General features: G+C 56.7%; 25 protein-coding genes and 4 tRNA genes. All 29 read left to right on the top strand.

Annotated features, from left to right (window positions below; genetic code table 11):
• Positions 1-154: 154 nt before the first annotated feature.
• The 29 genes from birA to rpmC all read left to right on the top strand — a co-directional run bounded on the left by birA (position 155) and on the right by rpmC (position 24,212).
• Positions 155-1,114, top strand: coding sequence for a bifunctional biotin--[acetyl-CoA-carboxylase] ligase/biotin operon repressor BirA (gene birA, locus PMM47T1_RS24835; protein ID WP_008374197.1), 960 nt, complete (start codon positions 155-157; stop codon positions 1,112-1,114).
• A complete protein-coding gene (locus PMM47T1_RS24830; protein ID WP_008374195.1) occupies positions 1,104-1,853 on the top strand; it encodes a pantothenate kinase in 750 nt (249 codons plus the stop codon). The genes birA and PMM47T1_RS24830 overlap by 11 nt, the downstream gene beginning before the upstream one ends.
• A 7-nt stretch (positions 1,854-1,860) precedes the next feature.
• Positions 1,861-2,307 (top strand): hypothetical protein, encoded by a 447-nt coding sequence (locus PMM47T1_RS24825; protein WP_008374193.1) that lies wholly within the window; start codon positions 1,861-1,863, stop codon positions 2,305-2,307.
• A 148-nt stretch (positions 2,308-2,455) separates the two neighbouring features.
• A tRNA-Tyr gene (locus PMM47T1_RS24820) sits at positions 2,456-2,540 on the top strand.
• A 23-nt stretch (positions 2,541-2,563) separates the two neighbouring features.
• Positions 2,564-2,637: transfer RNA gene (locus PMM47T1_RS24815), tRNA-Gly, on the top strand.
• Between the two features lie 26 nt (positions 2,638-2,663).
• Positions 2,664-2,739: transfer RNA gene (locus PMM47T1_RS24810), tRNA-Thr, on the top strand.
• A 94-nt stretch (positions 2,740-2,833) separates the two neighbouring features.
• Positions 2,834-2,909, top strand: a tRNA-Trp gene (locus tag PMM47T1_RS24805).
• Between the two features lie 46 nt (positions 2,910-2,955).
• Positions 2,956-3,324, top strand: coding sequence for a preprotein translocase subunit SecE (secE, locus tag PMM47T1_RS24800; protein WP_008374191.1), 369 nt, complete (start codon positions 2,956-2,958; stop codon positions 3,322-3,324).
• Between the two features lie 9 nt (positions 3,325-3,333).
• Positions 3,334-3,867 (top strand): transcription termination/antitermination protein NusG, encoded by a 534-nt coding sequence (gene nusG, locus PMM47T1_RS24795; RefSeq protein WP_008374189.1) that lies wholly within the window; start codon positions 3,334-3,336, stop codon positions 3,865-3,867.
• 117 nt (positions 3,868-3,984) lie between these two features.
• Positions 3,985-4,416, top strand: a complete 432-nt coding sequence (gene rplK, locus PMM47T1_RS24790) for a 50S ribosomal protein L11 (RefSeq protein WP_008374187.1) — start codon at positions 3,985-3,987, stop codon at positions 4,414-4,416.
• Positions 4,416-5,111, top strand: coding sequence for a 50S ribosomal protein L1 (gene rplA / locus PMM47T1_RS24785; protein ID WP_008374184.1), 696 nt, complete (start codon positions 4,416-4,418; stop codon positions 5,109-5,111). Before rplK ends, rplA begins: the two co-directional genes overlap by 1 nt.
• Positions 5,112-5,312: 201 nt before the next feature.
• Positions 5,313-5,813 (top strand): 50S ribosomal protein L10, encoded by a 501-nt coding sequence (gene rplJ / locus PMM47T1_RS24780; protein ID WP_008374182.1) that lies wholly within the window; start codon positions 5,313-5,315, stop codon positions 5,811-5,813.
• Positions 5,814-5,887: 74 nt separating this feature from the next.
• The gene (gene rplL, locus PMM47T1_RS24775; RefSeq protein WP_008374180.1) at positions 5,888-6,253 is read left to right on the top strand and encodes a 50S ribosomal protein L7/L12; all 366 of its coding nucleotides are present in this window, start codon (positions 5,888-5,890) and stop codon (positions 6,251-6,253) included.
• Positions 6,254-6,473: 220 nt separating this feature from the next.
• The gene (gene rpoB, locus PMM47T1_RS24770) at positions 6,474-10,547 is read left to right on the top strand and encodes a DNA-directed RNA polymerase subunit beta (RefSeq protein ID WP_008374179.1); all 4,074 of its coding nucleotides are present in this window, start codon (positions 6,474-6,476) and stop codon (positions 10,545-10,547) included.
• Positions 10,548-10,611: 64 nt separating this feature from the next.
• On the top strand, positions 10,612-14,811 hold the full coding sequence (gene rpoC / locus PMM47T1_RS24765) for a DNA-directed RNA polymerase subunit beta' (protein WP_008374177.1): 4,200 nt from the start codon (positions 10,612-10,614) through the stop codon (positions 14,809-14,811).
• Between the two features lie 206 nt (positions 14,812-15,017).
• Complete coding sequence (rpsL, locus tag PMM47T1_RS24760) at positions 15,018-15,389, top strand: 30S ribosomal protein S12 (protein WP_003186084.1); 372 nt, start codon at positions 15,018-15,020, stop codon at positions 15,387-15,389.
• A 119-nt stretch (positions 15,390-15,508) separates the two neighbouring features.
• On the top strand, positions 15,509-15,979 hold the full coding sequence (rpsG, locus tag PMM47T1_RS24755; RefSeq protein ID WP_002555493.1) for a 30S ribosomal protein S7: 471 nt from the start codon (positions 15,509-15,511) through the stop codon (positions 15,977-15,979).
• 30 nt (positions 15,980-16,009) lie between these two features.
• Entirely contained in the window at positions 16,010-18,112 is a 2,103-nt protein-coding gene (gene fusA / locus PMM47T1_RS24750) for an elongation factor G (protein WP_008374175.1), read from the top strand.
• A gap of 31 nt (positions 18,113-18,143) precedes the next feature.
• Positions 18,144-19,337, top strand: a complete 1,194-nt coding sequence (gene tuf, locus PMM47T1_RS24745; RefSeq protein WP_008374172.1) for an elongation factor Tu — start codon at positions 18,144-18,146, stop codon at positions 19,335-19,337.
• Between the two features lie 144 nt (positions 19,338-19,481).
• A complete protein-coding gene (gene rpsJ / locus PMM47T1_RS24740) occupies positions 19,482-19,793 on the top strand; it encodes a 30S ribosomal protein S10 (RefSeq protein WP_003186070.1) in 312 nt (103 codons plus the stop codon).
• A gap of 80 nt (positions 19,794-19,873) precedes the next feature.
• Positions 19,874-20,509 (top strand): 50S ribosomal protein L3, encoded by a 636-nt coding sequence (rplC, locus tag PMM47T1_RS24735; RefSeq protein WP_008374169.1) that lies wholly within the window; start codon positions 19,874-19,876, stop codon positions 20,507-20,509.
• Positions 20,510-20,521: 12 nt separating this feature from the next.
• On the top strand, positions 20,522-21,124 hold the full coding sequence (gene rplD, locus PMM47T1_RS24730) for a 50S ribosomal protein L4 (protein ID WP_008374167.1): 603 nt from the start codon (positions 20,522-20,524) through the stop codon (positions 21,122-21,124).
• Positions 21,121-21,420 (top strand): 50S ribosomal protein L23, encoded by a 300-nt coding sequence (rplW, locus tag PMM47T1_RS24725; protein WP_008374165.1) that lies wholly within the window; start codon positions 21,121-21,123, stop codon positions 21,418-21,420. Before rplD ends, rplW begins: the two co-directional genes overlap by 4 nt.
• A gap of 14 nt (positions 21,421-21,434) precedes the next feature.
• A complete protein-coding gene (rplB, locus tag PMM47T1_RS24720; RefSeq protein WP_008374163.1) occupies positions 21,435-22,259 on the top strand; it encodes a 50S ribosomal protein L2 in 825 nt (274 codons plus the stop codon).
• Between the two features lie 16 nt (positions 22,260-22,275).
• Positions 22,276-22,551, top strand: coding sequence for a 30S ribosomal protein S19 (gene rpsS / locus PMM47T1_RS24715; protein WP_002555486.1), 276 nt, complete (start codon positions 22,276-22,278; stop codon positions 22,549-22,551).
• Between the two features lie 11 nt (positions 22,552-22,562).
• Positions 22,563-22,895: a 50S ribosomal protein L22 gene (gene rplV / locus PMM47T1_RS24710; protein ID WP_003210077.1), complete on the top strand. Its 333-nt coding sequence runs from the start codon at positions 22,563-22,565 to the stop codon at positions 22,893-22,895.
• Positions 22,896-22,908: 13 nt separating this feature from the next.
• A complete protein-coding gene (rpsC, locus tag PMM47T1_RS24705; protein WP_003176422.1) occupies positions 22,909-23,595 on the top strand; it encodes a 30S ribosomal protein S3 in 687 nt (228 codons plus the stop codon).
• Positions 23,596-23,607: 12 nt separating this feature from the next.
• Positions 23,608-24,021, top strand: a complete 414-nt coding sequence (gene rplP, locus PMM47T1_RS24700) for a 50S ribosomal protein L16 (RefSeq protein ID WP_003255479.1) — start codon at positions 23,608-23,610, stop codon at positions 24,019-24,021.
• Complete coding sequence (gene rpmC / locus PMM47T1_RS24695; RefSeq protein WP_002555481.1) at positions 24,021-24,212, top strand: 50S ribosomal protein L29; 192 nt, start codon at positions 24,021-24,023, stop codon at positions 24,210-24,212. The genes rplP and rpmC overlap by 1 nt, the downstream gene beginning before the upstream one ends.

Below are 24,212 nucleotides of genomic sequence, written 5' to 3'. Positions count from 1 at the left end.
CCAGGTTGCGGCAGCGCCTACGAGATTGCGTACGACCCCCTGCGGCAGCGGCGCAAGCCCTGCCATACCGCATCGCAAGGCACAGCCTACGGCTTTCTATGCAACAGCCATCAGCATGGCTATCATGCCTGCCTCATCGTGAGGCGAATCTGGCATGTTGACGTTGTTGAAGCTGTTGAGGGATGGTCGCTTCCATTCCGGGCAAGCATTGGGGGCTGCGCTGGGCATCAGCCGCAGCGCGGTATGGAAGCAGCTGCAGCACCTTGAGGCGGAACTCAATCTCCCTATTCACAAGGTTCGTGGCCGCGGCTATCAGCTGGCCGCGCCGCTTGCGCTGCTCGATACCGACGCCATCGACACCTACGCCGGCACCCAGTGCTGGCCTGTCTTTATTCATGACTCGATCGACTCTACCAATGCTGAAGCGTTGCGTGCAGTCGATCGGGGTGAGGCTGCGCCATTCCTGGTGTTGGCTGAACGCCAGACTGCAGGGCGAGGCCGTCGTGGTCGTACCTGGGTCAGCCCGTTCGCGGAAAATCTGTATTACAGCCTGGTGCTGCGTATAGAAGGTGGCATGCGCCAGCTGGAAGGCCTGAGCCTGGTCGTCGGGCTTGCTGTCATGCAGGCATTGCGTGAGCTGGGCATCACAAAGGCGGGGCTCAAGTGGCCCAACGATGTATTGGTAGAGCAACGCAAGATTGCCGGCATCCTCCTGGAGCTGGTGGGTGACCCGGCTGATGTCTGTCATGTGGTGCTGGGGATCGGCATCAATGTGAACATGCAGTCCACTGATGCGGTCGACCAGCAGTGGACGTCGATGCAGCTGGAGGCTGGGCGGGCAGTTGATCGCAACCAACTGGTAGCGTTGCTCAACCAGCGTCTCCAGGCGTATCTGGCCTTGCATCGTGAACAAGGCTTCGCGGCCATCCAGCCATTGTGGGAAGCCAACCATGCCTGGCAGGGGCGTGCGGTGTCATTGATTGCCGGCGTCAACCAGGTGGATGGTGTAGTGCTGGGAATTGATCATCAAGGTGCCTTGCGCCTTCAGGTTGATGGCGCGGAAAAGAGTTTTAGTGGCGGTGAGCTCAGTCTGAGGTTGCGCAATGATTCTTGAGCTGGACTGCGGGAATAGTTTCATCAAATGGCGGGTCGTCGAGTCCGAAGGCGGTGCGCGCATCACCGGCGGCGTGGTGGATGGCGATCAGATGCTGGTGGATGCCCTTAACGCCATTGATGGCTTGCAGCTGCGTCATTGCCGTTTGGTAAGCGTGCGCAATGAAGATGAGACCACTCGATTGACCCAGGCACTGGCCCTGGCATTTGGCGTCCAGGCGACTTGCGTGCGTCCATCCCAGGTATTGGCTGGTGTGCGCAACGGTTACCAGGAGTACGAGCGGCTGGGCCTGGATCGTTGGGTGGCGTTGGTAGCCGGTTATCACCTGGCAGCAGGTGCTTGCGTGGTGATCGATCTCGGCACAGCCGTTACTTCTGACTTCGTTGACGACGATGGTGAGCATGCAGGGGGCTTCATCTGTCCCGGGATGCCACTGATGCGTGGCCACCTGCGCACACACACTCGCAAGATCCGCTATGACGATCAATCTGCCGAGCGCGCCCATGGCAGCCATGAGCCTGGTCGCAATACGGTGGAGGCCGTCGAGCGTGGCTGCACGCTGATGATGCGCGGGTTTGTGCTGACCCAGCTTGAACTGGCGGCACAACGCTGGGGAAATGGCTTCACTGTGTTCCTTACCGGTGGCGATGCCGACCTGGTCAAGGATGTGGCGCCCCAGGCACGGGTCATTGCCGACCTGGTGTTCGTTGGTCTTGCCATCGCCTGTCCGACTGCTTGAGGTGATTATGCGCTGGTTTTTTCTACTGCTCGTTGTACTCAACGTTTTCTACTACGTGTGGCATCAGCAGGAAGCACCCCAGCGCCCCAAGGAGATCGCTTCGCTCTCCCTGTATAAAGGGGCGCAGCAGGATATTCGGCTGTTGAGCGAGTCGGACGACAGTCGCGCACGCGCGGCCGCGGCCGCCAGGCCGGAGGCGCGCGATGAAAACTGCCTGTACCTGGGCGGTTTTTCGCGTCCCGAGCAGCTCGCACCGATTGAGCAGCGGCTCACCAGCCTGGATATTTCGTCGCGTGCAGTGCCGGTGAGCGCCCCTGAAGGCATTTCTCACTGGTTGCGCATATCGCCCGAAAGCCGGCGTTTGCTGGACGAAACCCTGATACAGAGACTTTCCAATGATTTCAAAGACTTAAAACAGAAAATAATGTTGTGCGAGGGGTTGCAAGTACCTTGATCCTTGCATAGAATGGCGCCCGCTCCACAGCGATAAGCGGAAACGCCGAAGCAGTGAAGCAGGTGTCAAAAGAAGCTAAGTTCAAGATTTAATTGAAAAAAGCGCTTGACACAAGGACGGCAAGAGTTGATAATGCCGCCCACGTTCAGGAGGGGTTCCCGAGCGGCCAAAGGGATCAGACTGTAAATCTGACGTCTCAGACTTCGAAGGTTCGAATCCTTCCCCCTCCACCAATTTAGCGTGAGCAGCAGGCTCTGCGGGTATAGTTTAGTGGTAGAACCTCAGCCTTCCAAGCTGATGATGCGGGTTCGATTCCCGCTACCCGCTCCAAGTTTGCTGGTTGTGCAAAGTGTTTCGCTCTTGTAGCTCAGTTGGTAGAGCACACCCTTGGTAAGGGTGAGGTCAGCGGTTCAAATCCGCTCAAGAGCTCCATTACTCAGGCAGATATGAAAATATCTGCCTTTGTTTTATAAGTGGTTGAAATCACTTGTTCGGGTCGGCATAATGGTCGGCCTGATTATGTTTTAGGTCAGTAGCTCAATTGGCAGAGCGACGGTCTCCAAAACCGTAGGTTGGGGGTTCGATTCCCTCCTGACCTGCCAGATTCACACGGTGATGTCTGGCTTTCTTTTTACAGGATCCTCCTAGATGACCCCTAAGGCTGAAGCCCAAGACTCTCGCTTTGATCTGCTCAAGTGGCTTGTTGTTGTCGCTTTGGTGGTGGTTGGCGTGGTTGGTAATCAGTATTACCACGCGTCTCCGATCCTGTACCGGGTGCTTGCACTGCTCGTCATTGCTGCTGTAGCTGCGTTTACCGCACTGCAGACTGCCAAGGGCAAGTCGTTCTTCATCCTGGCAAAGGAAGCTCGTACCGAAATCCGTAAAGTCGTATGGCCAACTCGCCAAGAGACCACTCAGACCACGCTGATCGTAGTAGCGGTCGTCCTGGTCATGGCGTTGCTGTTGTGGGGGCTCGATTCCCTGCTCGGCTGGCTTGTTTCCTTGATCGTCGGCTAAGGGTGTCCCGTGGCTAAGCGTTGGTACGTTGTGCATGCCTACTCGGGTTACGAGAAGCATGTTATGCGCTCTTTGGTTGAGCGTGTAAAGCTGGCTGGCATGGAAGACGGTTTTGGCGAAATTCTGGTCCCCACTGAAGAAGTGGTAGAAATGCGCAATGGCCAGAAGCGCAAAAGCGAACGTAAGTTCTTCCCAGGCTATGTGCTGGTCCAGATGGAAATGAACGAGGGTACTTGGCACTTGGTCAAGGACACCCCTCGTGTGATGGGCTTCATTGGCGGTACTGCCGACAAGCCTGCACCTATTACCGACAAGGAAGCTGAAGCTATCCTGCGTCGTGTCGCTGATGGCAGCGACAAGCCGAAGCCCAAGACTCTGTTCGAGCCGGGTGAGGTTGTTCGCGTTACCGATGGTCCATTCGCGGATTTCAACGGTACCGTCGAAGAAGTCAACTACGAGAAGAGCCGGATCCAAGTGGCCGTGCTTATTTTCGGACGCTCTACTCCGGTAGAGCTCGAGTTCAGTCAGGTCGAAAAGGTCTGATTGAAGGCATATCCCATGCCCCGCAGGCGTAAGCTGCGGGGTTTTGTCGTCTCTGGGATAAAACGCAAGCAACCGGGGAGCCTTTGTTGGCGCTTGTACCCGATATTGGAGTAGCTCATGGCTAAGAAAATCACGGCTTACATCAAGCTGCAAGTAAAGGCCGGCCAGGCCAACCCTAGCCCGCCCGTCGGCCCGGCTCTGGGTCAACATGGTGTGAACATCATGGAATTCTGCAAGGCCTTCAACGCCCGTACTCAGGGTCAAGAAGCCGGCCTGCCGACTCCAGTTATCATCACTGTTTACAGTGACCGTAGCTTCACCTTCGAAACCAAAAGCACCCCAGCTTCGGTTCTGCTGAAGAAAGCTGCTGGCCTGACCAGCGGCTCCGCTCGTCCGAACACCGTTAAAGTCGGTACCGTGACTCGCGCTCAGCTGGAAGATATCGCCAAGGCAAAAAATGCTGACCTGACCGCTGCCGACATGGACGCCGCCGTGCGCACCATCGCTGGTTCGGCTCGCAGCATGGGCCTCAACGTGGAGGGTGTGTAATGGCTAAGCTGACCAAGCGCCAAAAGGCTATTGCTTCCAAGATCGAAGCTGGCAAAGTCTACAACTTCGAAGAAGCCGCCACTCTGCTGGCCGAGCTGTCGACCGTCAAGTTCAGCGAGTCGTTCGACATCGCCGTGAACCTGGGCGTTGACCCACGTAAATCCGACCAGGTCGTACGTAGCGCTACCGTGCTGCCACACGGCACTGGCAAGACTGTACGTGTTGCTGTCTTCACCCAAGGTCCAGCTGCTGAAGCTGCCTTGGCTGCAGGCGCAGACCGCGTTGGCATGGACGACCTGGCTGCCGAAATGAAAGGCGGCGACCTGAACTATGACGTAGTCATTGCATCCCCGGATGCCATGCGCGTTGTAGGTCAACTGGGTCAGATCCTGGGTCCACGTGGCCTGATGCCTAACCCGAAAGTCGGTACCGTGACTCCAGACGTAGCCACCGCGGTTAAAAACGCCAAGGCTGGTCAGGTTCGTTATCGCACCGACAAAAACGGCATCATCCACACTTCCGTTGGCAAGGTCGGTTTCGACGCTGTCAAGCTGAAGGAAAACGTTGAAGCCCTGATCGCTGATCTGAAGCGTATCAAGCCAGCTTCCTCGAAAGGTATCTACGTCAAGCGCGTCACCCTGAGCACCACTATGGGCCCAGGTCTGATGATCGATCAGGGTTCCCTGACCGCTTAAGACGCAAGGCAGGGGCGAGCGATCGGCCCTGCTGGAAAAAATTGGGGTCCCTGCTTTGCGGGGGCTATCCAAGACCGTAGGCGGCGCAAGCCTTAAACCACAAGCCTACGCAGATGGTGCTCCCGGTTCCTTTAGGAACTAGACACCAAAACGACATCCGGCCTCGGCCAGATGAAACGGTAACAAGCAGGAGTTAAACCCGTGGCAATTAAACTCGAAGACAAGAAGGCCATCGTCGCTGAAGTCAACGAGGCTGCCAAAGGTGCCCTGTCCGCTGTCGTGGCTGATGCCCGTGGTGTGACTGTAGGCGCTATGACCGGACTCCGTAAAGCGGCCCGCGAAGCTGGCGTATACGTACGTGTTGTACGTAACACCCTGCTCAAGCGCGCTGTTGAGGGCACCGACTATTCGGTTCTCAACGACGCGTTCAAAGGCCCGACCCTGATTGCATTCTCTACCGATCACCCGGGCGCTGCTGCCCGTCTGTTCAAAGAGTTTGCCAAGGGTCAGGACAAGTTCGAGATCAAGGCAGCTGCGTTCGAGGGCAAGTTCCTCGCAGCTAATCAGATCGACGTACTGGCAACACTGCCGACCCGTGACGAAGCCATTTCCCAGCTGATGAGCGTGATTCAAGGCGCTACCAGCAAATTGGCCCGTACCCTGGCAGCAGTTCGCGACCAGAAAGAAGCCGCAGCAGCCTAAGGGCCGTTCGCTTCTCGCGTTTTTTGTTTATTTCGATGGTCGCGTAGGCCGTCCCCCAATTCAGGAAAAGAGTCATGTCCATTTCTCAAGAAGAAATCCTCAACGCCGTCGCCGAGATGTCGGTTCTGCAAGTTGTTGAGCTGATCAAAGCTTTCGAAGAAAAATTCGGCGTTACCGCTGCTGCTGCATCGGCTGGTCCAGCTGCTGCTGCCGCCGTTGTTGAAGAACAAACCGAGTTCAACGTTGTTCTGACCGCCGCTGGCGAGAAGAAAGTAAACGTGATCAAGGCTGTTCGCGAGCTGACCGGTCTGGGCCTGAAAGAAGCCAAGGAGAAGGTTGACACCGCTCCTCAGGTTATCCTGGAAGCCGTTGCCAAAGACGCCGCTGAAAAAGCTGCTGCTCAGCTGAAAGAAGCTGGCGCTACCGTCGAAGTTAAGTAATTTCGACTGTGCGTCTCCAGCCCGAGCGATAAGCGACAGGCTGATGGCTGGTGGCTCATGCCACCGGCCTTTTTCCGTTATTGGCCGCTGACCAGGTCGGCGCCAGTAACGTGCTTCAACCACCGATGATGGTGGCGCAAACCAAGGGGTTTGCACGATTTTCTGGCTGCTCCCCGTCGGGAGGAGCCAAACAAGCAGGTGACCAAGCTGGGGAACGCTGATGGCTTACTCATACACTGAGAAAAAACGTATCCGCAAGGACTTTAGCAAGTTGCCGGACGTCATGGACGTACCGTACCTCTTGGCTATCCAGCTGGATTCGTATCGCGAATTCTTGCAGGCGGGCGCGACCAAGGACCAGTTCCGTGACGTCGGTCTGCATGCGGCCTTCAAATCCGTTTTCCCGATCATCAGCTACTCCGGCAACGCTGCTCTGGAGTACGTTGGTTATCGCCTGGGCGAACCGGCCTTTGATGTCAAGGAATGCGTATTGCGCGGCGTGACGTACGCCGTACCTTTGCGGGTAAAAGTACGCTTGATCATTTTCGACAAAGAATCGTCGAACAAAGCGATCAAGGACATCAAGGAGCAGGAAGTCTACATGGGGGAAATCCCCCTGATGACCGAGAACGGTACCTTCGTAATCAACGGTACCGAGCGCGTCATCGTCTCCCAGTTGCACCGTTCGCCAGGTGTGTTCTTCGACCACGACCGTGGCAAGACTCACAGCTCCGGCAAACTGTTGTACTCGGCCCGTATCATTCCTTACCGCGGTTCGTGGCTGGACTTCGAGTTCGATCCGAAAGACTGTGTATTCGTCCGTATCGACCGTCGTCGCAAGCTGCCTGCGTCGGTACTGCTGCGCGCCCTGGGCTACAGCACCGAGGAAGTCCTCGATGCGTTCTACACCACCAACGTATTCCACGTGCAGGGCGAACAGCTCAGCCTGGAACTGGTGCCTCAGCGCCTGCGCGGTGAAATTGCCGTCCTGGACATCCTTGACGACACCGGCAAGGTGATCGTGGAGCAGGGCCGTCGTATTACTGCCCGTCACATCAACCAGTTGGAAAAAGCCGGCATCAAAGAGCTGGAAGTTCCGCTGGACTACGTGCTGGGTCGCACTACCGCCAAGGCCATCGTTCACCCAGCTACGGGCGAAATCCTGTGCGAGTGCAACACTGAGCTGAGCACCGACCTGCTGGTCAAGATTGCCAAGGCCCAGGTTGTCCGTATCGAAACGTTGTACACCAACGACATCGACTGCGGTCCGTTCATCTCCGACACGCTGAAGATCGACTCCACCGCCAACCAACTGGAAGCGCTGGTCGAGATCTACCGCATGATGCGTCCTGGCGAGCCGCCAACCAAGGATGCTGCCGAGACCCTGTTCAACAACCTGTTCTTCAGCCCCGAGCGCTACGACCTGTCCGCTGTAGGTCGCATGAAGTTCAACCGTCGTATCGGTCGTACCGAGATCGAAGGTTCGGGCGTGCTGAGCAAGGAAGACATCGTTGCCGTACTGAAGACCCTGGTCGACATCCGCAACGGCAAAGGCATCGTCGATGACATCGACCACCTGGGTAACCGTCGTGTTCGCTGCGTAGGCGAAATGGCCGAGAACCAGTTCCGTGTTGGCCTGGTACGTGTTGAGCGTGCGGTCAAGGAACGCCTGTCGATGGCAGAAAGCGAAGGCCTGATGCCTCAGGACCTGATCAACGCCAAGCCGGTAGCGGCCGCGGTGAAAGAGTTCTTCGGTTCCAGCCAGCTTTCGCAGTTCATGGACCAGAACAACCCGCTTTCGGAAATTACCCACAAGCGCCGTGTCTCCGCACTCGGCCCTGGTGGTCTGACCCGTGAGCGCGCAGGCTTCGAAGTTCGCGACGTACACCCGACTCACTACGGCCGTGTATGCCCGATCGAAACGCCTGAAGGTCCGAACATCGGTTTGATCAACTCCCTCGCCGCTTATGCGCGCACCAACCAGTACGGCTTCCTGGAAAGCCCGTACCGCGTTGTTAAAGAGGGTGTGGTCACCGACGAAATCGTGTTCCTGTCCGCCATTGAAGAAGCCGATCACGTGATCGCGCAGGCTTCGGCGACCATGAACGAGAACAAGGTCCTGATCGACGAGCTGGTAGCCGTACGTCACCTGAACGAATTCACCGTGAAGGCGCCTGAAGACGTAACCCTGATGGACGTTTCGCCCAAGCAGGTAGTCTCGGTCGCAGCCTCGCTGATCCCGTTCCTGGAGCACGACGACGCCAACCGTGCGTTGATGGGTTCCAACATGCAGCGTCAGGCTGTACCGACTCTGCGTGCCGACAAGCCGCTGGTAGGTACCGGCATGGAGCGCAACGTTGCCCGTGACTCCGGCGTTTGCGTCGTGGCCCGTCGTGGCGGCGTTATCGACTCCGTGGATGCCAGCCGTATCGTCGTTCGCGTAGCCGATGACGAAGTCGAGCCAGGCGAAGCCGGTGTAGATATCTACAACCTGACCAAATACACCCGCTCCAACCAGAACACCTGCATCAACCAGCGTCCGCTGGTGAGCAAGGGTGATCGCGTTCAGCGCAGCGACATCATGGCCGACGGCCCGTCCACCGACATGGGTGAACTGGCGCTGGGTCAGAACATGCGCATCGCGTTCATGGCCTGGAACGGTTTCAACTTCGAAGACTCCATCTGTCTGTCGGAGCGTGTGGTTCAGGAAGACCGTTTCACCACGATCCACATCCAGGAACTGACCTGTGTGGCCCGTGACACCAAGCTTGGCCCAGAGGAAATCACCGCTGACATCCCGAACGTGGGTGAAGCAGCGCTGAACAAGCTGGACGAAGCCGGTATCGTTTACGTAGGTGCCGAAGTCGGCGCTGGCGACATCCTGGTCGGCAAGGTCACTCCCAAGGGCGAGACCCAACTGACTCCGGAAGAAAAACTGCTGCGCGCCATCTTCGGTGAGAAAGCCAGCGACGTTAAGGACACCTCCCTGCGCGTGCCTACCGGCACCAAGGGTACTGTCATCGACGTCCAGGTCTTCACCCGTGACGGCGTTGAGCGCGACGCTCGTGCACTGTCGATCGAGAAGAGCCAGCTGGACGAGATCCGCAAGGATCTGAACGAAGAGTTCCGTATCGTTGAAGGTGCAACCTTCGAGCGTCTGCGTCAGGCCCTGGTCGGTCAGATCGTCGACGGTGGTGCCGGCCTGAAGAAAGGTCAGGAAATCACCAACGAAGTCCTGGACGGTCTGGAACACGGTCAGTGGTTCAAGCTGCGCATGGCAGAAGACGCCCTCAACGAACAGCTGGAGAAAGCCCAGCAGTACATCGTTGACCGTCGCCGCCTGCTGGACGACAAGTTCGAAGACAAGAAGCGCAAACTGCAGCAAGGCGATGACCTGGCTCCAGGCGTGCTGAAAATCGTCAAGGTTTACCTGGCAATCCGTCGCCGCATCCAGCCGGGCGACAAGATGGCCGGTCGTCACGGTAACAAAGGTGTGGTCTCCGTGATCATGCCGGTTGAAGACATGCCGCACGATGCCAATGGCACCCCGGTGGACGTGGTCCTCAACCCGCTCGGCGTACCTTCGCGTATGAACGTCGGTCAGATCCTGGAAACCCACCTGGGCCTCGCGGCCAAGGGTCTGGGCGAAAAGATCAACCGCATGCTCGAAGAGCAGCGTAAAGTCATCGAACTGCGCAAGTTCCTCACCGAGATCTACAACGAGATCGGTGGCCGCCAAGAGAACCTGGAAAGCTTCAGCGACCAGGAAATCCTGGACCTGGCGAAGAACCTGCGTGCTGGCGTTCCTATGGCCACCCCGGTATTCGACGGTGCCAAGGAAAGCGAGATCAAGGCCATGCTGAAACTGGCAGACCTGCCAGAAAGCGGCCAGATGCAGCTGTTCGACGGCCGTACCGGCAACAAGTTCGAGCGTCACGTTACTGTTGGCTACATGTACATGCTGAAACTGAACCACTTGGTGGACGACAAGATGCACGCGCGTTCCACTGGTTCCTACAGCCTGGTTACCCAGCAGCCGCTGGGTGGTAAGGCTCAGTTCGGTGGTCAGCGTTTCGGGGAGATGGAGGTCTGGGCACTGGAAGCTTACGGTGCTGCCTACACCCTGCAAGAAATGCTCACAGTGAAGTCGGACGATGTGAACGGTCGTACCAAGATGTACAAAAACATCGTGGACGGCGATCACCGTATGGAGCCGGGCATGCCCGAGTCCTTCAACGTGTTGATCAAAGAGATTCGTTCCCTCGGTATCGATATCGATCTGGAAACCGAATAACACGCGACGCGAATCGGGAGTGGGCCCCTAAAGCCCACTCCCTGCTCCGCCAGGAGGAAAGGCCTTGAAAGACCTACTGAATTTGCTGAAAAACCAGGGTCAAGTCGAAGAGTTTGACGCAATCCGTATCGGGTTGGCGTCGCCTGAGATGATCCGTTCGTGGTCGTTCGGTGAAGTTAAAAAGCCGGAAACCATCAACTACCGTACGTTCAAGCCTGAGCGTGACGGCCTGTTCTGCGCCAAGATCTTTGGCCCAGTCAAGGACTACGAGTGCCTGTGCGGTAAGTACAAGCGCCTGAAACACCGCGGTGTGATCTGCGAGAAGTGCGGCGTTGAAGTTGCGCTGGCCAAGGTTCGTCGTGAGCGCATGGCGCACATCGAGCTGGCATCGCCTGTTGCCCACATCTGGTTCCTGAAATCGCTGCCGTCGCGTATCGGCCTGCTGATGGACATGACCCTGCGTGATATCGAACGCGTTCTCTACTTCGAGAGCTATGTCGTTATCGACCCGGGCATGACTACCCTGGAGAAGGGTCAGCTGCTGAACGATGAGCAGTACTTCGAAGCCCTCGAAGAGTTCGGTGACGACTTTGACGCCCGCATGGGTGCCGAGGCTGTCCGCGAACTGCTGCACGCCATTGACCTGGAACACGAGATCGGCCGCCTGCGCGAAGAAATTCCGCAGACCAACTCGGAAACCAAGATCAAGAAGCTGTCCAAGCGCCTGAAGTTGATGGAAGCCTTCCAGGGTTCCGGCAACCTGCCTGAGTGGATGGTGTTGACCGTTCTGCCGGTTCTGCCGCCAGACCTGCGTCCACTGGTACCACTGGATGGCGGTCGCTTCGCGACTTCCGACCTCAACGATCTGTATCGTCGAGTGATCAACCGTAACAACCGTCTGAAGCGTCTGCTGGACCTGTCGGCCCCTGACATCATCGTGCGCAACGAAAAGCGCATGCTGCAGGAAGCGGTCGATGCCCTGCTGGACAACGGTCGTCGTGGTCGTGCCATCACAGGTTCCAACAAGCGTCCTCTGAAATCCCTGGCTGACATGATCAAGGGTAAGCAGGGTCGTTTCCGTCAGAACTTGCTCGGCAAGCGCGTTGACTACTCCGGTCGTTCGGTAATTACCGTAGGCCCGACCCTGCGCCTGCACCAGTGCGGTCTTCCGAAGAAGATGGCCCTGGAGCTGTTCAAGCCGTTCATCTTTGGCAAGCTGGAAATGCGTGGTCTTGCTACCACCATCAAGGCCGCCAAGAAGATGGTCGAGCGCGAACTGCCAGAGGTATGGGACGTTCTCGCCGAAGTGATTCGCGAACACCCAGTGCTCCTCAACCGTGCACCGACCCTTCACCGTCTGGGTATCCAGGCGTTTGAACCGGTACTGATCGAAGGTAAGGCTATCCAGCTGCATCCTCTGGTCTGTGCTGCGTACAACGCCGACTTCGACGGCGACCAGATGGCGGTCCACGTACCGCTGACCCTGGAAGCCCAGCTTGAAGCCCGTGCGCTGATGATGTCGACCAACAACATCTTGTCGCCAGCCAACGGTGAGCCAATCATCGTTCCTTCGCAGGACGTTGTACTGGGTCTGTACTACATGACCCGTGAAGCGATCAACGCCAAGGGCGAAGGCCGCGTGTTTGCCGATCTGCAGGAAGTCGACCGCGTATTCCGCGCCGGCGAAGCAGCTCTGCACGCAAAAATCAAAGTGCGCATCAACGAGACTGTAAACGATCGTGATGGCGGCAGCGTCAAGAACACCCGTATCGTCGACACCACCGTCGGCCGTGCGCTGCTGTTCCAGGTCGTACCACCAGGCCTGTCGTTCGACGTCGTCAACACGCCGATGAAGAAGAAGGCGATCTCCAAGCTGATCAACCAGTGCTACCGCGTGGTTGGTCTGAAAGAGACCGTTATCTTCGCTGACCAGTTGATGTACACCGGTTTCGCCTACTCGACGATTTCGGGTGTTTCCATCGGTGTTAACGACTTTGTTATCCCGGATGAGAAAGCTCGCATCATCGGTACCGCTACCGACGAAGTGAAAGAGATCGAAAGCCAATACGCTTCCGGCCTGGTAACCCAGGGCGAGAAGTACAACAAGGTGATCGACCTCTGGTCCAAGGCCAACGACGAAGTTTCCAAGGCAATGATGTCCAACCTCTCGAAAGAGAAGGTCATCGACCGCCATGGCAACGAAGTTGACCAGGAATCCTTCAACTCGATGTACATGATGGCTGACTCCGGTGCCCGGGGTTCGGCAGCTCAGATTCGTCAGTTGGCCGGTATGCGTGGTCTGATGGCCAAGCCGGACGGCTCGATCATCGAGACGCCAATTACCGCGAACTTCCGTGAAGGTTTGAGCGTACTCCAGTACTTCATCTCCACTCACGGTGCTCGTAAGGGTCTGGCGGATACCGCGTTGAAAACCGCTAACTCCGGTTACCTGACTCGTCGTCTGGTAGACGTGGCGCAAGACTTGGTGGTTACCGAGATCGACTGCGGCACCGAGCAGGGTCTGTTGATGACCCCGCACATTGAAGGCGGCGACGTGGTAGAGCCGCTGGGTGAGCGCGTACTGGGCCGTGTTATCGCTCGTGACGTGTTCAAGCCAGGCACCGACGAAATCATCGTCCCTGCCGGCACCCTGGTAGACGAAAAGTGGGTAGAGTTCATCGAACTCAACAGCATCGACGAAGTGATCGTTCGCTCGCCGATCAGCTGTGAAACCCGCTATGGCATCTGCGCCAAGTGCTACGGTCGTGACCTGGCTCGTGGTCACCAGGTGAACATCGGTGAAGCGGTCGGCGTTATCGCTGCCCAGTCCATCGGTGAGCCGGGTACCCAGCTGACCATGCGTACGTTCCACATCGGTGGTGCTGCAAGCCGTACTTCGGCTGCCGACAGCGTCCAGGTGAAGAACGGTGGTGTGGTTCGTCTGCACAACCTGAAACACGTTGAGCGTGCCGACGGCAACCTGGTTGCTGTGTCGCGTTCCGGTGAGCTGGCCATCGCCGACGACTTCGGTCGTGAGCGCGAGCGCTACAAGCTGCCGTACGGTGCCGTGATCTCGGTGAAGGAAGGCGACAAGGTCGACGCTGGCGCAATCGTGGCCAAGTGGGACCCGCACACTCACCCGATCGTTACCGAAATGAAAGGTACCGTGACCTACGTGGGCATGGAAGAAGGTATTACGATCAAGCGCCAGACCGACGAACTGACCGGTCTGACCAACATCGAAGTACTGGACGCCAAAGACCGTCCTGCAGCGGGCAAGGAAATTCGCCCAGCCGTGAAGATGGTGGGTGTCGACGGCAAGGATCTGCTGCTGCCAGGTACCGACGTACCGGCTCAGTACTTCCTGCCAGCCAACGCCCTGGTCGGCGTGGCGGATGGTGTGCAAGTGGGTGTGGGTGACGTTATCGCCCGTATTCCACAGGAAACTTCGAAAACTCGCGACATCACCGGTGGTCTGCCGCGTGTTGCCGACCTGTTCGAAGCGCGTCGTCCGAAAGAAGCCTCGATTCTGGCTGAAGTCAGCGGCACCATCGCTTTCGGTAAAGAGACCAAGGGCAAACGCCGCCTGGTCATCACCCCGAACGATGGCACCGATCCGTACGAAGAGCTGATTCCGAAGTGGCGTCACCTGAACGTGTTCGAAGGTGAACAGGTCAACCGCGGCGAAGTTATCTCCGACGGTCCTAGCGATCCGCACGACATCCTGCGTCTGCTGGGTGTGAGCGCGCTCGCCAAGTACATCGTCAACGAGATCCAGGACGTTTACCGTCTGCAAGGCGTGAAGATCAACGACAAGCACATCGAAACCATCCTGCGCCAGATGCTGCGCAAGGTCGAGATTGCCGAGTCGGGCGATTCCAGCTTCATCAAGGGCGACCAGATGGAACTGACTCACGTGTTGGGCGAGAACGAGCGCCTGGCCGGTGAAGACAAGTTCATCTCCAAGTTCACCCGTGTGTTGCTGGGTATCACCAAGGCCTCGCTGTCCACCGAATCGTTCATCTCGGCGGCTTCCTTCCAGGAAACCACCCGCGTACTGACCGAAGCGGCGGTAACCGGCAAGCGCGACTACCTGCGCGGCCTGAAAGAAAACGTGGTCGTGGGTCGTCTGATCCCAGCGGGTACCGGTCTGGCCTACCACAGCGAGCGCAAGCGTCGCCGTGAAGCCGACAAGCCGTTGCGTGTGAGCGCGAGCGAAGTCGAAGCAGCACTGACTGAAGCGCTTAACTCCAGCGGTAACTGAACAAAGTAGGGCCCTGGTCTCTGCGATCGAAGAATCTGGACACACAATGTCCAGGTTCGGCTGGTCGGGGAGGGCAGGGCCTTGCCTTGACTGGGGACAAGATCCTCTTTAGACTCTTGTACCCCTAAATCTGGCGGGACGTATGTCCTGCCATTTTGCTTTTCTTGCAAGACAATAGCGTCGCAAGACAACAGTGGAGCTAGTAGATGGCAACTATCAACCAGCTGGTACGTCAGCCGCGTAAGCGTATCGTCGAGAAATCCGACGTACCTGCGCTGCAGAACTGCCCGCAACGTCGTGGCGTGTGCACCCGTGTGTACACCACCACGCCGAAAAAACCTAACTCGGCACTGCGTAAAGTATGCCGTGTGCGCCTGACCAACGGTTTCGAGGTTTCCTCGTACATCGGCGGTGAAGGCCACAACCTGCAAGAGCACAGCGTGGTCCTGATTCGTGGCGGTCGTGTAAAAGACTTGCCAGGTGTTCGTTACCACACCGTTCGCGGCTCCCTGGATACCTCCGGCGTCAAAGGTCGTAACCAAGGTCGTTCGAAGTACGGTACCAAGCGTCCGAAGTAATGGTCGCTTGCAGCACATTGCAATTATCTATTTTTCTGAGTCGATAAGAGTAAGGTCGGGTCCCGCACCTCAGGGTGGGATGTCCCGAGCTAACCTGAAGACCGTTTGAGGGCTTATCCATGCCAAGAAGACGCGTAGCAGCCAAGCGCGAAGTGCTTGACGATCCAAAATACGGCAGCCAGATCCTGGCCAAGTTCATGAACCACGTGATGGAAAGCGGCAAGAAAGCCGTTGCCGAGCGTATCGTTTATGGCGCGCTGGAAAAGGTTAAAGAACGCAAGAACAGCGACCCACTGGAAATCTTCGAGAAAGCTCTCGACGCCATCGCTCCGCTGGTCGAAGTGAAGTCGCGCCGTGTAGGCGGTGCTACTTACCAGGTTCCGGTCGAAGTTCGTCCTTCCCGTCGTAACGCCCTGGCAATGCGCTGGCTGGTAGACTTCGCGCGCAAGCGCGGTGAAAAGTCCATGGCTCTGCGTTTGGCCGGCGAACTGTTGGACGCTGCCGAAGGCAAAGGTGCTGCAGTTAAGAAGCGTGAAGACGTTCACCGTATGGCTGAAGCCAACAAAGCGTTCTCGCACTACCGCTTCTAAATCCAGCGTCAATTATTTTGCGAGGGCTTTATGGCTCGTACAACTGATATCAAACGCTACCGTAACATTGGTATCGTTGCTCACGTGGACGCGGGTAAAACCACGACCACCGAGCGCGTCCTGTTCTACACAGGCGTAAACCACAAAATGGGCGAGGTGCATGATGGCGCCGCGACCATGGACTGGATGGTGCAGGAGCAGGAGCGGGGTATTACCATTACTTCCGCAGCTACCACTGCGTTCTGGGAAGGTTCTGCCAAGCAGTTCCCGAAACACCGCTTCAACATCATCGATACCCCCGGCCACGTTGACTTCACCATTGAAGTAGAGCGTTCGCTGCGCGTACTCGACGGCGCTGTCGTTGTGTTCTGCGGTACGTCGGGTGTTGAGCCTCAGTCCGAAACCGTATGGCGTCAAGCCAACAAATACGGTGTTCCACGTCTCGTTTACGTGAACAAGATGGACCGTGCCGGTGCGAACTTCCTGCGCGTTGTCGGTCAGATCAAGCAGCGTCTGGGTCACACTCCGGTGCCTATCCAGCTCGCTATCGGCGCGGAAGACAACTTCCAGGGCCAGATCGACCTGATGACCATGGAAGCCGTCTACTGGGACGACGCTGACAAGGGCATGACTGCTCGCCGTGAAGCTATCCCTGCTGAACTGCAGGAACTGGCTGAAGAATGGCGCAGCAACATGGTCGAGGCAGCTGCCGAAGCCAACGAAGAGCTGATGAACAAGTACCTGGAAGGCGAAGAGCTGTCGATCGAAGAGATCAAGGCTGCTTTGCGTCAGCGTACTGTTGCCGGCGAAATCGTTCTGGCCGTTTGCGGTTCCTCGTTCAAGAACAAGGGCGTTCCCCTGGTTCTGGACGCCGTTATCGACTACCTGCCTGCACCTGTCGACATTCCTGCCATCAAGGGTTCCGACCCGGATGACGAGACTGTCGAAATGGAGCGTCATGCAGACGACAACGAGCCGTTCTCGGCTCTGGCGTTCAAGATCGCTACCGACCCATTCGTGGGTACCCTGACCTTCGCTCGTGTTTACTCGGGCGTGTTGAACTCCGGCGACGGCGTGATCAACTCGGTCAAGGGCAAGAAAGAGCGCGTGGGTCGTATGGTGCAAATGCACGCAAACACTCGCGAAGAGATCAAGGAAGTGCGCGCTGGCGACATCGCGGCCCTGATCGGCATGAAGGACGTCACCACTGGTGACACCCTGTGCTCCGCTGACAAGCCAATCATCCTGGTTCGCATGGACTTCCCGGAGCCGGTTATTTCGGTTGCCGTTGAGCCAAAAACCAAGGATGACCAGGAAAAAATGGGTATCGCTCTGGGCAAGCTCGCTCAGGAAGACCCATCTTTCCGCGTCAAGACCGACGAAGAGACTGGTCAAACGATCATCTCGGGTATGGGTGAGTTGCACCTGGACATCCTGGTTGACCGGATGCGCCGTGAGTTCAACGTTGAAGCCAACATCGGTAAACCACAAGTTTCCTATCGTGAGAAAATCACGAAGGCTTGTGAGATCGAAGGCAAGTTCGTTCGCCAGTCCGGCGGTCGTGGTCAGTTCGGCCACTGCTGGATTCGTTTTGCCCCTGCTGACGAAGGTCAGGAAGGTCTGCAATTCGTGAACGAAGTAGTCGGTGGTGTGGTTCCTAAGGAATACATCCCAGCTATCCAGAAGGGCATTGAAGAGCAGATGAAGAACGGTGTTGTTGCCGGCTATCCGCTCATCGGCCTGAAGGCTACTGTGTTCGATGGCTCTTACCACGACGTCGACTCCAACGAGATGGCGTTCAAGGTGGCAGCCTCCATGGCGACCAAGCAACTGGCTACCAAAGGTGGCGGTGTTGTTCTTGAGCCGATCATGAAGGTTGAAGTTGTAACACCTGAGGACTACATGGGCGACGTGATGGGTGACCTGAACCGTCGTCGCGGTCTGATTCAGGGTATGGAAGACACGGTTTCCGGCAAAGTTATCCGCGCCGAAGTTCCGTTGGGTGAGATGTTCGGTTATGCGACCGACGTCCGTTCCATGTCCCAGGGTCGCGCGAGCTACTCTATGGAATTCTCCAAATACTCCGAAGCTCCGTCGAACATCGTCGAAGCTATCGTTAAAAAACAAGGCTGATTCAGCCCCTTTAGGCTAGGAGTTCACTGTCGTGGCTAAAGAAAAATTTGATCGTTCCCTACCTCACGTAAACGTCGGCACCATCGGCCACGTTGACCACGGTAAAACCACCCTGACCGCTGCTCTGACTCGCGTCTGCTCCGAAGTTTTCGGTTCGGCCGTTGTTGAGTTCGACAAAATCGACTCGGCTCCAGAAGAAAAAGCTCGCGGTATCACCATCAACACCGCTCACGTTGAGTACAACTCGACTATTCGTCACTACGCTCACGTTGACTGCCCAGGTCACGCTGACTACGTGAAGAACATGATCACCGGTGCTGCCCAGATGGACGGCGCGATCCTGGTTTGCTCGGCCGCCGATGGTCCGATGCCACAAACCCGTGAGCACATCCTGCTGTCCCGTCAGGTAGGCGTTCCGTACATCGTGGTCTTCCTGAACAAGGCTGACCTGGTAGACGACGCTGAGCTGCTGGAACTGGTCGAGATGGAAGTTCGTGACCTGCTGTCCACCTACGACTTCCCAGGCGACGACACCCCGATCATCATCGGTTCGGCTCGTATGGCTCTGGAAGGCAAAGACGACAACGAAATGGGCACCACTGCCGTTCGTAAACTGGTTGAAACTCTGGATACCTACATCCCTGAGCCAGTTCGTCTGACCGACAAGCCATTCCTGATGCCAATCGAAGACGTATTCTCGATCTCGGGTCGTGGTACCGTTGTGACTGGTCGTATCGAGCGCGGTATCGTTCGCGTTCAAGACCCACTGGAAATCGTTGGTCTGCGTGACACCACCGTCACCACCTGCACCGGTGTTGAAATGTTCCGCAAACTGCTCGACGAAGGTCGTGCTGGCGAGAACTGTGGCGTTCTGCTGCGTGGTACCAAGCGTGACGACGTTGAGCGTGGCCAGGTTCTGGTCAAGCCAGGTTCGGTCAAGCCGCACACCAAGTTCACCGCAGAAGTTTACGTTCTGTCGAAAGAAGAAGGCGGCCGTCACACTCCGTTCTTCAAAGGCTACCGTCCTCAGTTCTACTTCCGTACCACTGACGTGACCGGTAACTGCGAACTGCCGGAAGGCGTTGAAATGGTAATGCCAGGTGACAACATTCAGATGACTGTTACCCTGATCAAAACCATCGCAATGGAAGACGGTCTGCGCTTCGCAATCCGTGAAGGCGGTCGTACCGTAGGCGCTGGCGTTGTAGCCAAAATCATCGAGTAATCGCTGATCGCTTGAAAAAGGCCCCCGCTTCTGCGGGGGCTTTTTTATTGGGTTGACACCCAGTCAGGCGGTCTATAGAATCACGCCTCCTTTTAACGGGCGTAGTGCGCCCGGTGGGAATAGCAGCCTGGAGTCTGAAATCCAATGCAAAATCAGCAAATCCGTATCAGGTTGAAGGCTTTTGACCATCGCCTGATCGACCAATCCACCCAGGAAATCGTGGAAACCGCGAAACGTACTGGTGCTCAAGTGCGTGGTCCAATTCCACTGCCTACTCGCAAAGAGCGGTTCACCGTTCTGGTCTCCCCGCACGTCAACAAAGACGCGCGTGACCAGTACGAGATCCGTACTCATAAGCGCGTTCTGGACATCGTCCAGCCAACGGATAAAACCGTTGATGCGCTGATGAAGCTTGATCTTGCGGCAGGTGTGGAAGTGCAGATCAGCCTCGGCTAAGACAGGGTCTTAGTCGTGTAACGCTCTGAAATGGGCGGCCATAGCGGGTGAAAGCCCCGTACACTCATGAGGTTTACAACATGACTATTGGTGTAGTCGGTCGAAAATCCGGTATGACCCGTATTTTCACCGAAGAAGGTGTCTCCATTCCGGTCACGGTCATTGAGATCGAACCGAATCGCGTCACCCAGTTCAAAACTGAAGAAACCGATGGCTATCGTGCAGTGCAAGTCACTGTCGGCGAGCGTCGCGCTTCGCGTGTGACTGCTGCTCAAGCAGGCCACTTCGCCAAGGCGAACGTTGCTGCGGGTCGCGGTGTCTGGGAATTCCGTCTTGAAGAAGGCGAGTACCAGGCTGGCGACTTGATCAATGCTGAAATCTTCGCTGCAGGCCAACTGGTAGACGTTACCGGTCAGTCCAAGGGTAAAGGCTTTGCCGGTACCATCAAGCGTTGGAATTTCCGCGGTCAAGATAACACCCACGGTAACTCCGTTTCCCACCGCGTCCCTGGCTCTATCGGCCAGTGCCAGACTCCTGGTCGTGTATTCAAGGGCAAAAAAATGTCCGGTCATATGGGCGCTGAGCGCGTGACCGTGCAGTCCCTGGAAGTTGTGCGCGTCGACGCTGAACGCAATCTGCTGCTCGTCAAGGGTGCTGTTCCTGGCGCTACTGGCGGCAACCTGGTTGTGCGTCCGGCAGCCAAGGCTCGCGGTTAAGGGGAAGCTGAAATGCAATTAAATGTAAATGACGCTCAAGCGATCGAAGTTTCCGAACTGACTTTCGGCGGCGAGTTCAACGAGACGCTGGTTCACCAAGCAGTCGTGGCCTACATGGCTGGCGGCCGTCAGGGTAGCAAGCAGCAAAAAACCCGTTCCGACGTTTCCGGTGGCGGCAAGCGCCCATGGCGTCAGAAAGGTACTGGCCGTGCTCGTGCCGGTACCATCCGTAGCCCAATCTGGCGCGGCGGCGGTACCACCTTTGCAGCGCGTCCTCAGGACCACTCGCAAAAGCTGAACAAGAAGATGTATCGCGCTGCACTGCGCTCCATCCTTGCTGAGCTGGTACGTACTGATCGTCTGGTCGTGGTTCAGGACTTCGCTGTTGAAGCTCCAAAAACCAAAGACCTGCTGAACAAGCTGAATGGCATGGGTCTGACTGACGTCCTGATCGTGTCTGACGCTGTTGATCAGAACCTGTACCTGGCTGCTCGCAACCTGCCTCACGTCGACGTACGTGACGTGCAAGGTTCCGATCCAGTTAGTCTGATCGCATACGACAAGGTGTTGATCACCGTGTCGGCCGTGAAGAAATTCGAGGAGCTGCTGGGATGAACCAGGAACGCGTATTTAAAGTTCTGCTTGGCCCGCACGTTTCCGAGAAGGCTACGGTTCTGGCAGACAAAAAAGGTCAGTTCGTTTTCAAGGTTGCTACCGATGCAACCAAGCTGGAAATCAAGAAGGCCGTCGAAAGCCTGTTCAGCGTGAAAGTAGAGCGCGTGACTACCCTGAATGTTCTGGGTAAAACCAAGCGCACTGCTCGCGGCCTGGGCAAGCGTAATGACTGGAAGAAGGCAGTTATCTCCCTTCAGCCAGGCCAAGATCTCGATTTCAGCAGCAGTGCTGAGTAAGGAAGGGGTGCATCATGGCAATCGTTAAATGCAAACCGACTTCCCCTGGCCGCCGTTTTGTGGTCAAGGTGGTCAACCAGGAGCTGCATAAAGGCGCTCCTCACGCACCGCTGCTCGAGAAAAAATCGAAGTCTGGTGGTCGTAACAATAATGGCCGCATCACTACGCGTCACGTAGGTGGTGGTCATAAGCAGCATTACCGTCTGGTCGACTTCCGTCGCAACGACAAGGATGGCATCGCTGCCACCGTCGAGCGTATCGAATACGATCCAAACCGTACTGCTCACATCGCACTGCTGCTGTACGCAGACGGCGAGCGCCGCTACATCATCGCCCCTAAAGGCGTGAGTGCTGGCGACCAGCTGATTGCAGGCGCTCTGGCTCCAATCAAGCCAGGCAACTCCCTGCAACTGCGCAACATCCCAGTGGGTAGCACCATTCACGGCATCGAACTGAAGCCGGGCAAAGGTGCTCAAATCGCTCGTTCCGCTGGTGCTTCGGCTCAGCTGATCGCTCGCGAAGGTGTCTACGTGACCCTGCGTCTGCGCTCTGGTGAAATGCGTAAAGTCCTGGCTGAATGCCGTGCGACCCTGGGCGAAGTCTCGAACTCCGAGCACAGCCTGCGTTCGCTGGGTAAAGCCGGTGCCAAACGCTGGCGTGGCGTTCGCCCAACCGTTCGTGGTGTTGCCATGAACCCGGTTGACCACCCACATGGTGGTGGTGAAGGTCGTACCTCCGGTGGTCGTCATCCGGTATCGCCATGGGGCTTCCCGACTAAGGGTGCCAAGACTCGTGGTAATAAGCGTACCGACAAAATGATCGTCCGTCGTCGCAAGTAAATAGAGGGATACGACAGTGCCACGTTCTCTGAAAAAAGGTCCTTTTATTGATCTTCACCTACTGAAGAAGATCGAAGTGGCGGCGGAAAAGAACGATCGCAAACCAGTTAAGACCTGGTCGCGTCGTTCGATGATCCTGCCACAAATGGTCGGTCTGACCATCGCAGTACACAACGGTCGTCAGCACGTCCCCGTTCTCGTGAACGAAGACATGGTCGGCCACAAACTGGGCGAGTTCGCCGGTACCCGCACATATCGTGGGCACGTGGCTGACAAGAAAGCCAAGCGTTAAGGGGTAAGGAAATGGAAGTAGCCGCTAAGTTGTCGGGCGCTCGAATCTCCGCCCAGAAAGCCCGCTTGGTCGCCGACCAGATCCGCGGGAAGAAGGTGGGCGAAGCGCTCAACCTGCTGGCTTTTAGCAGTAAAAAAGCCGCGGAAATCATCAAGAAAGTGCTGGAGTCGGCCGTAGCCAACGCCGAGCACAACGAAGGCGCAGACGTTGATGACCTGAAGGTCAGCACCGTTTTCGTCAACGAAGGGCGTTCGCTGAAGCGCATCATGCCGCGTGCCAAAGGCCGCGCTGATCGCATCGTCAAGCGGTCTTGCCATATCACTGTCAAGGTTGCTGACAAGTAACGGAGTCGATCAGATGGGTCAGAAAGTACATCCCATTGGCATTCGCCTGGGAATCGTCAAGGAGCACACCTCCGTCTGGTACGCAGACGGTCGGACTTATGCGGACTACTTGTTCGCAGATCTGAAGGTGCGTGAGTATCTCCAAGACAAACTAAAAAGCGCGTCCGTAAGCCGTATCGATATCCATCGTCCGGCTCAAACTGCACGCATCACCATCCACACCGCTCGTCCAGGTATCGTTATCGGGAAGAAAGGTGAAGATGTTGAGAAACTGCGTCAGGACCTGACCAAGCAGATGGGTGTGCCTGTGCACATCAATATCGAAGAAATCCGCAAGCCGGAACTCGACGGTATGCTGGTTGCCCAGAGCGTAGCTCAGCAGCTGGAGCGTCGCGTAATGTTCCGTCGCGCTATGAAGCGCGCCGTACAGAACGCAATGCGCATTGGTGCCAAAGGCATCAAGATCCAAGTGAGCGGTCGTCTCGGCGGTGCTGAAATCGCACGTACTGAATGGTATCGCGAAGGTCGTGTGCCACTGCACACCCTGCGTGCCGACATCGACTATGCCAACTACGAAGCTCACACCACTTACGGTGTGATCGGTGTGAAGGTTTGGATTTTCAAAGGCGAAGTAATTGGTGGTCGCCAAGAAGAACTGAAACCACAAGCACCAGCGCCTCGTAAAAAAGCTGCTAAGTAAGGGGTACGCCAAATGTTGCAACCTAAGCGTACGAAGTTCCGCAAGCAGATGACTGGCCACAACCGTGGCTTGGCACTGCGCGGTAGCAAAGTCAGCTTCGGCGAGTTCGCCTTGAAAGCTGTAGCTCGCGGTCGTCTCACCGCCCGTCAGATCGAGTCGGCACGTCGTGCCCTGACCCGTCACGTAAAACGTGGCGGCAAGATCTGGATCCGTGTATTCCCGGACAAGCCGATTTCCAAGAAGCCTCTCGAAGTGCGGATGGGTAAAGGTAAAGGTTCCGTTGAGTACTGGGTTGCCCAGATTCAGCCAGGCAAAGTCCTGTATGAAATCGAGGGTGTTTCTGAAGAGCTGGCGCGTGAGGCTTTCGCCTTGGCAGCTGCAAAGCTGCCTCTCGCCACCTCCTTTGTTAAGCGGACGGTGATGTGATGAAAGCGAATGAACTTCGTGAAAAATCAGCACAGCAACTGAACGAGCAATTGCTCGGCTTGCTGCGCGACCAGTTCAATCTGCGTATGCAGAAAGCAACTGGCCAGTTGGGGCAGTCTCACCTGCTCTCGCAAGTTAAGCGTGACATCGCTCGCGTGAAAACTGTGCTCAACCAGCAGGCAGGTAAGTGA

Origin of the sequence: Pseudomonas sp. M47T1 (assembly GCF_000263855.1) — a bacterium.
Classification (GTDB): domain Bacteria; phylum Pseudomonadota; class Gammaproteobacteria; order Pseudomonadales; family Pseudomonadaceae; genus Aquipseudomonas.
Note: the sequence above shows the minus strand (reverse complement) of the source record. Positions and strands in the feature narration are given on the sequence as shown.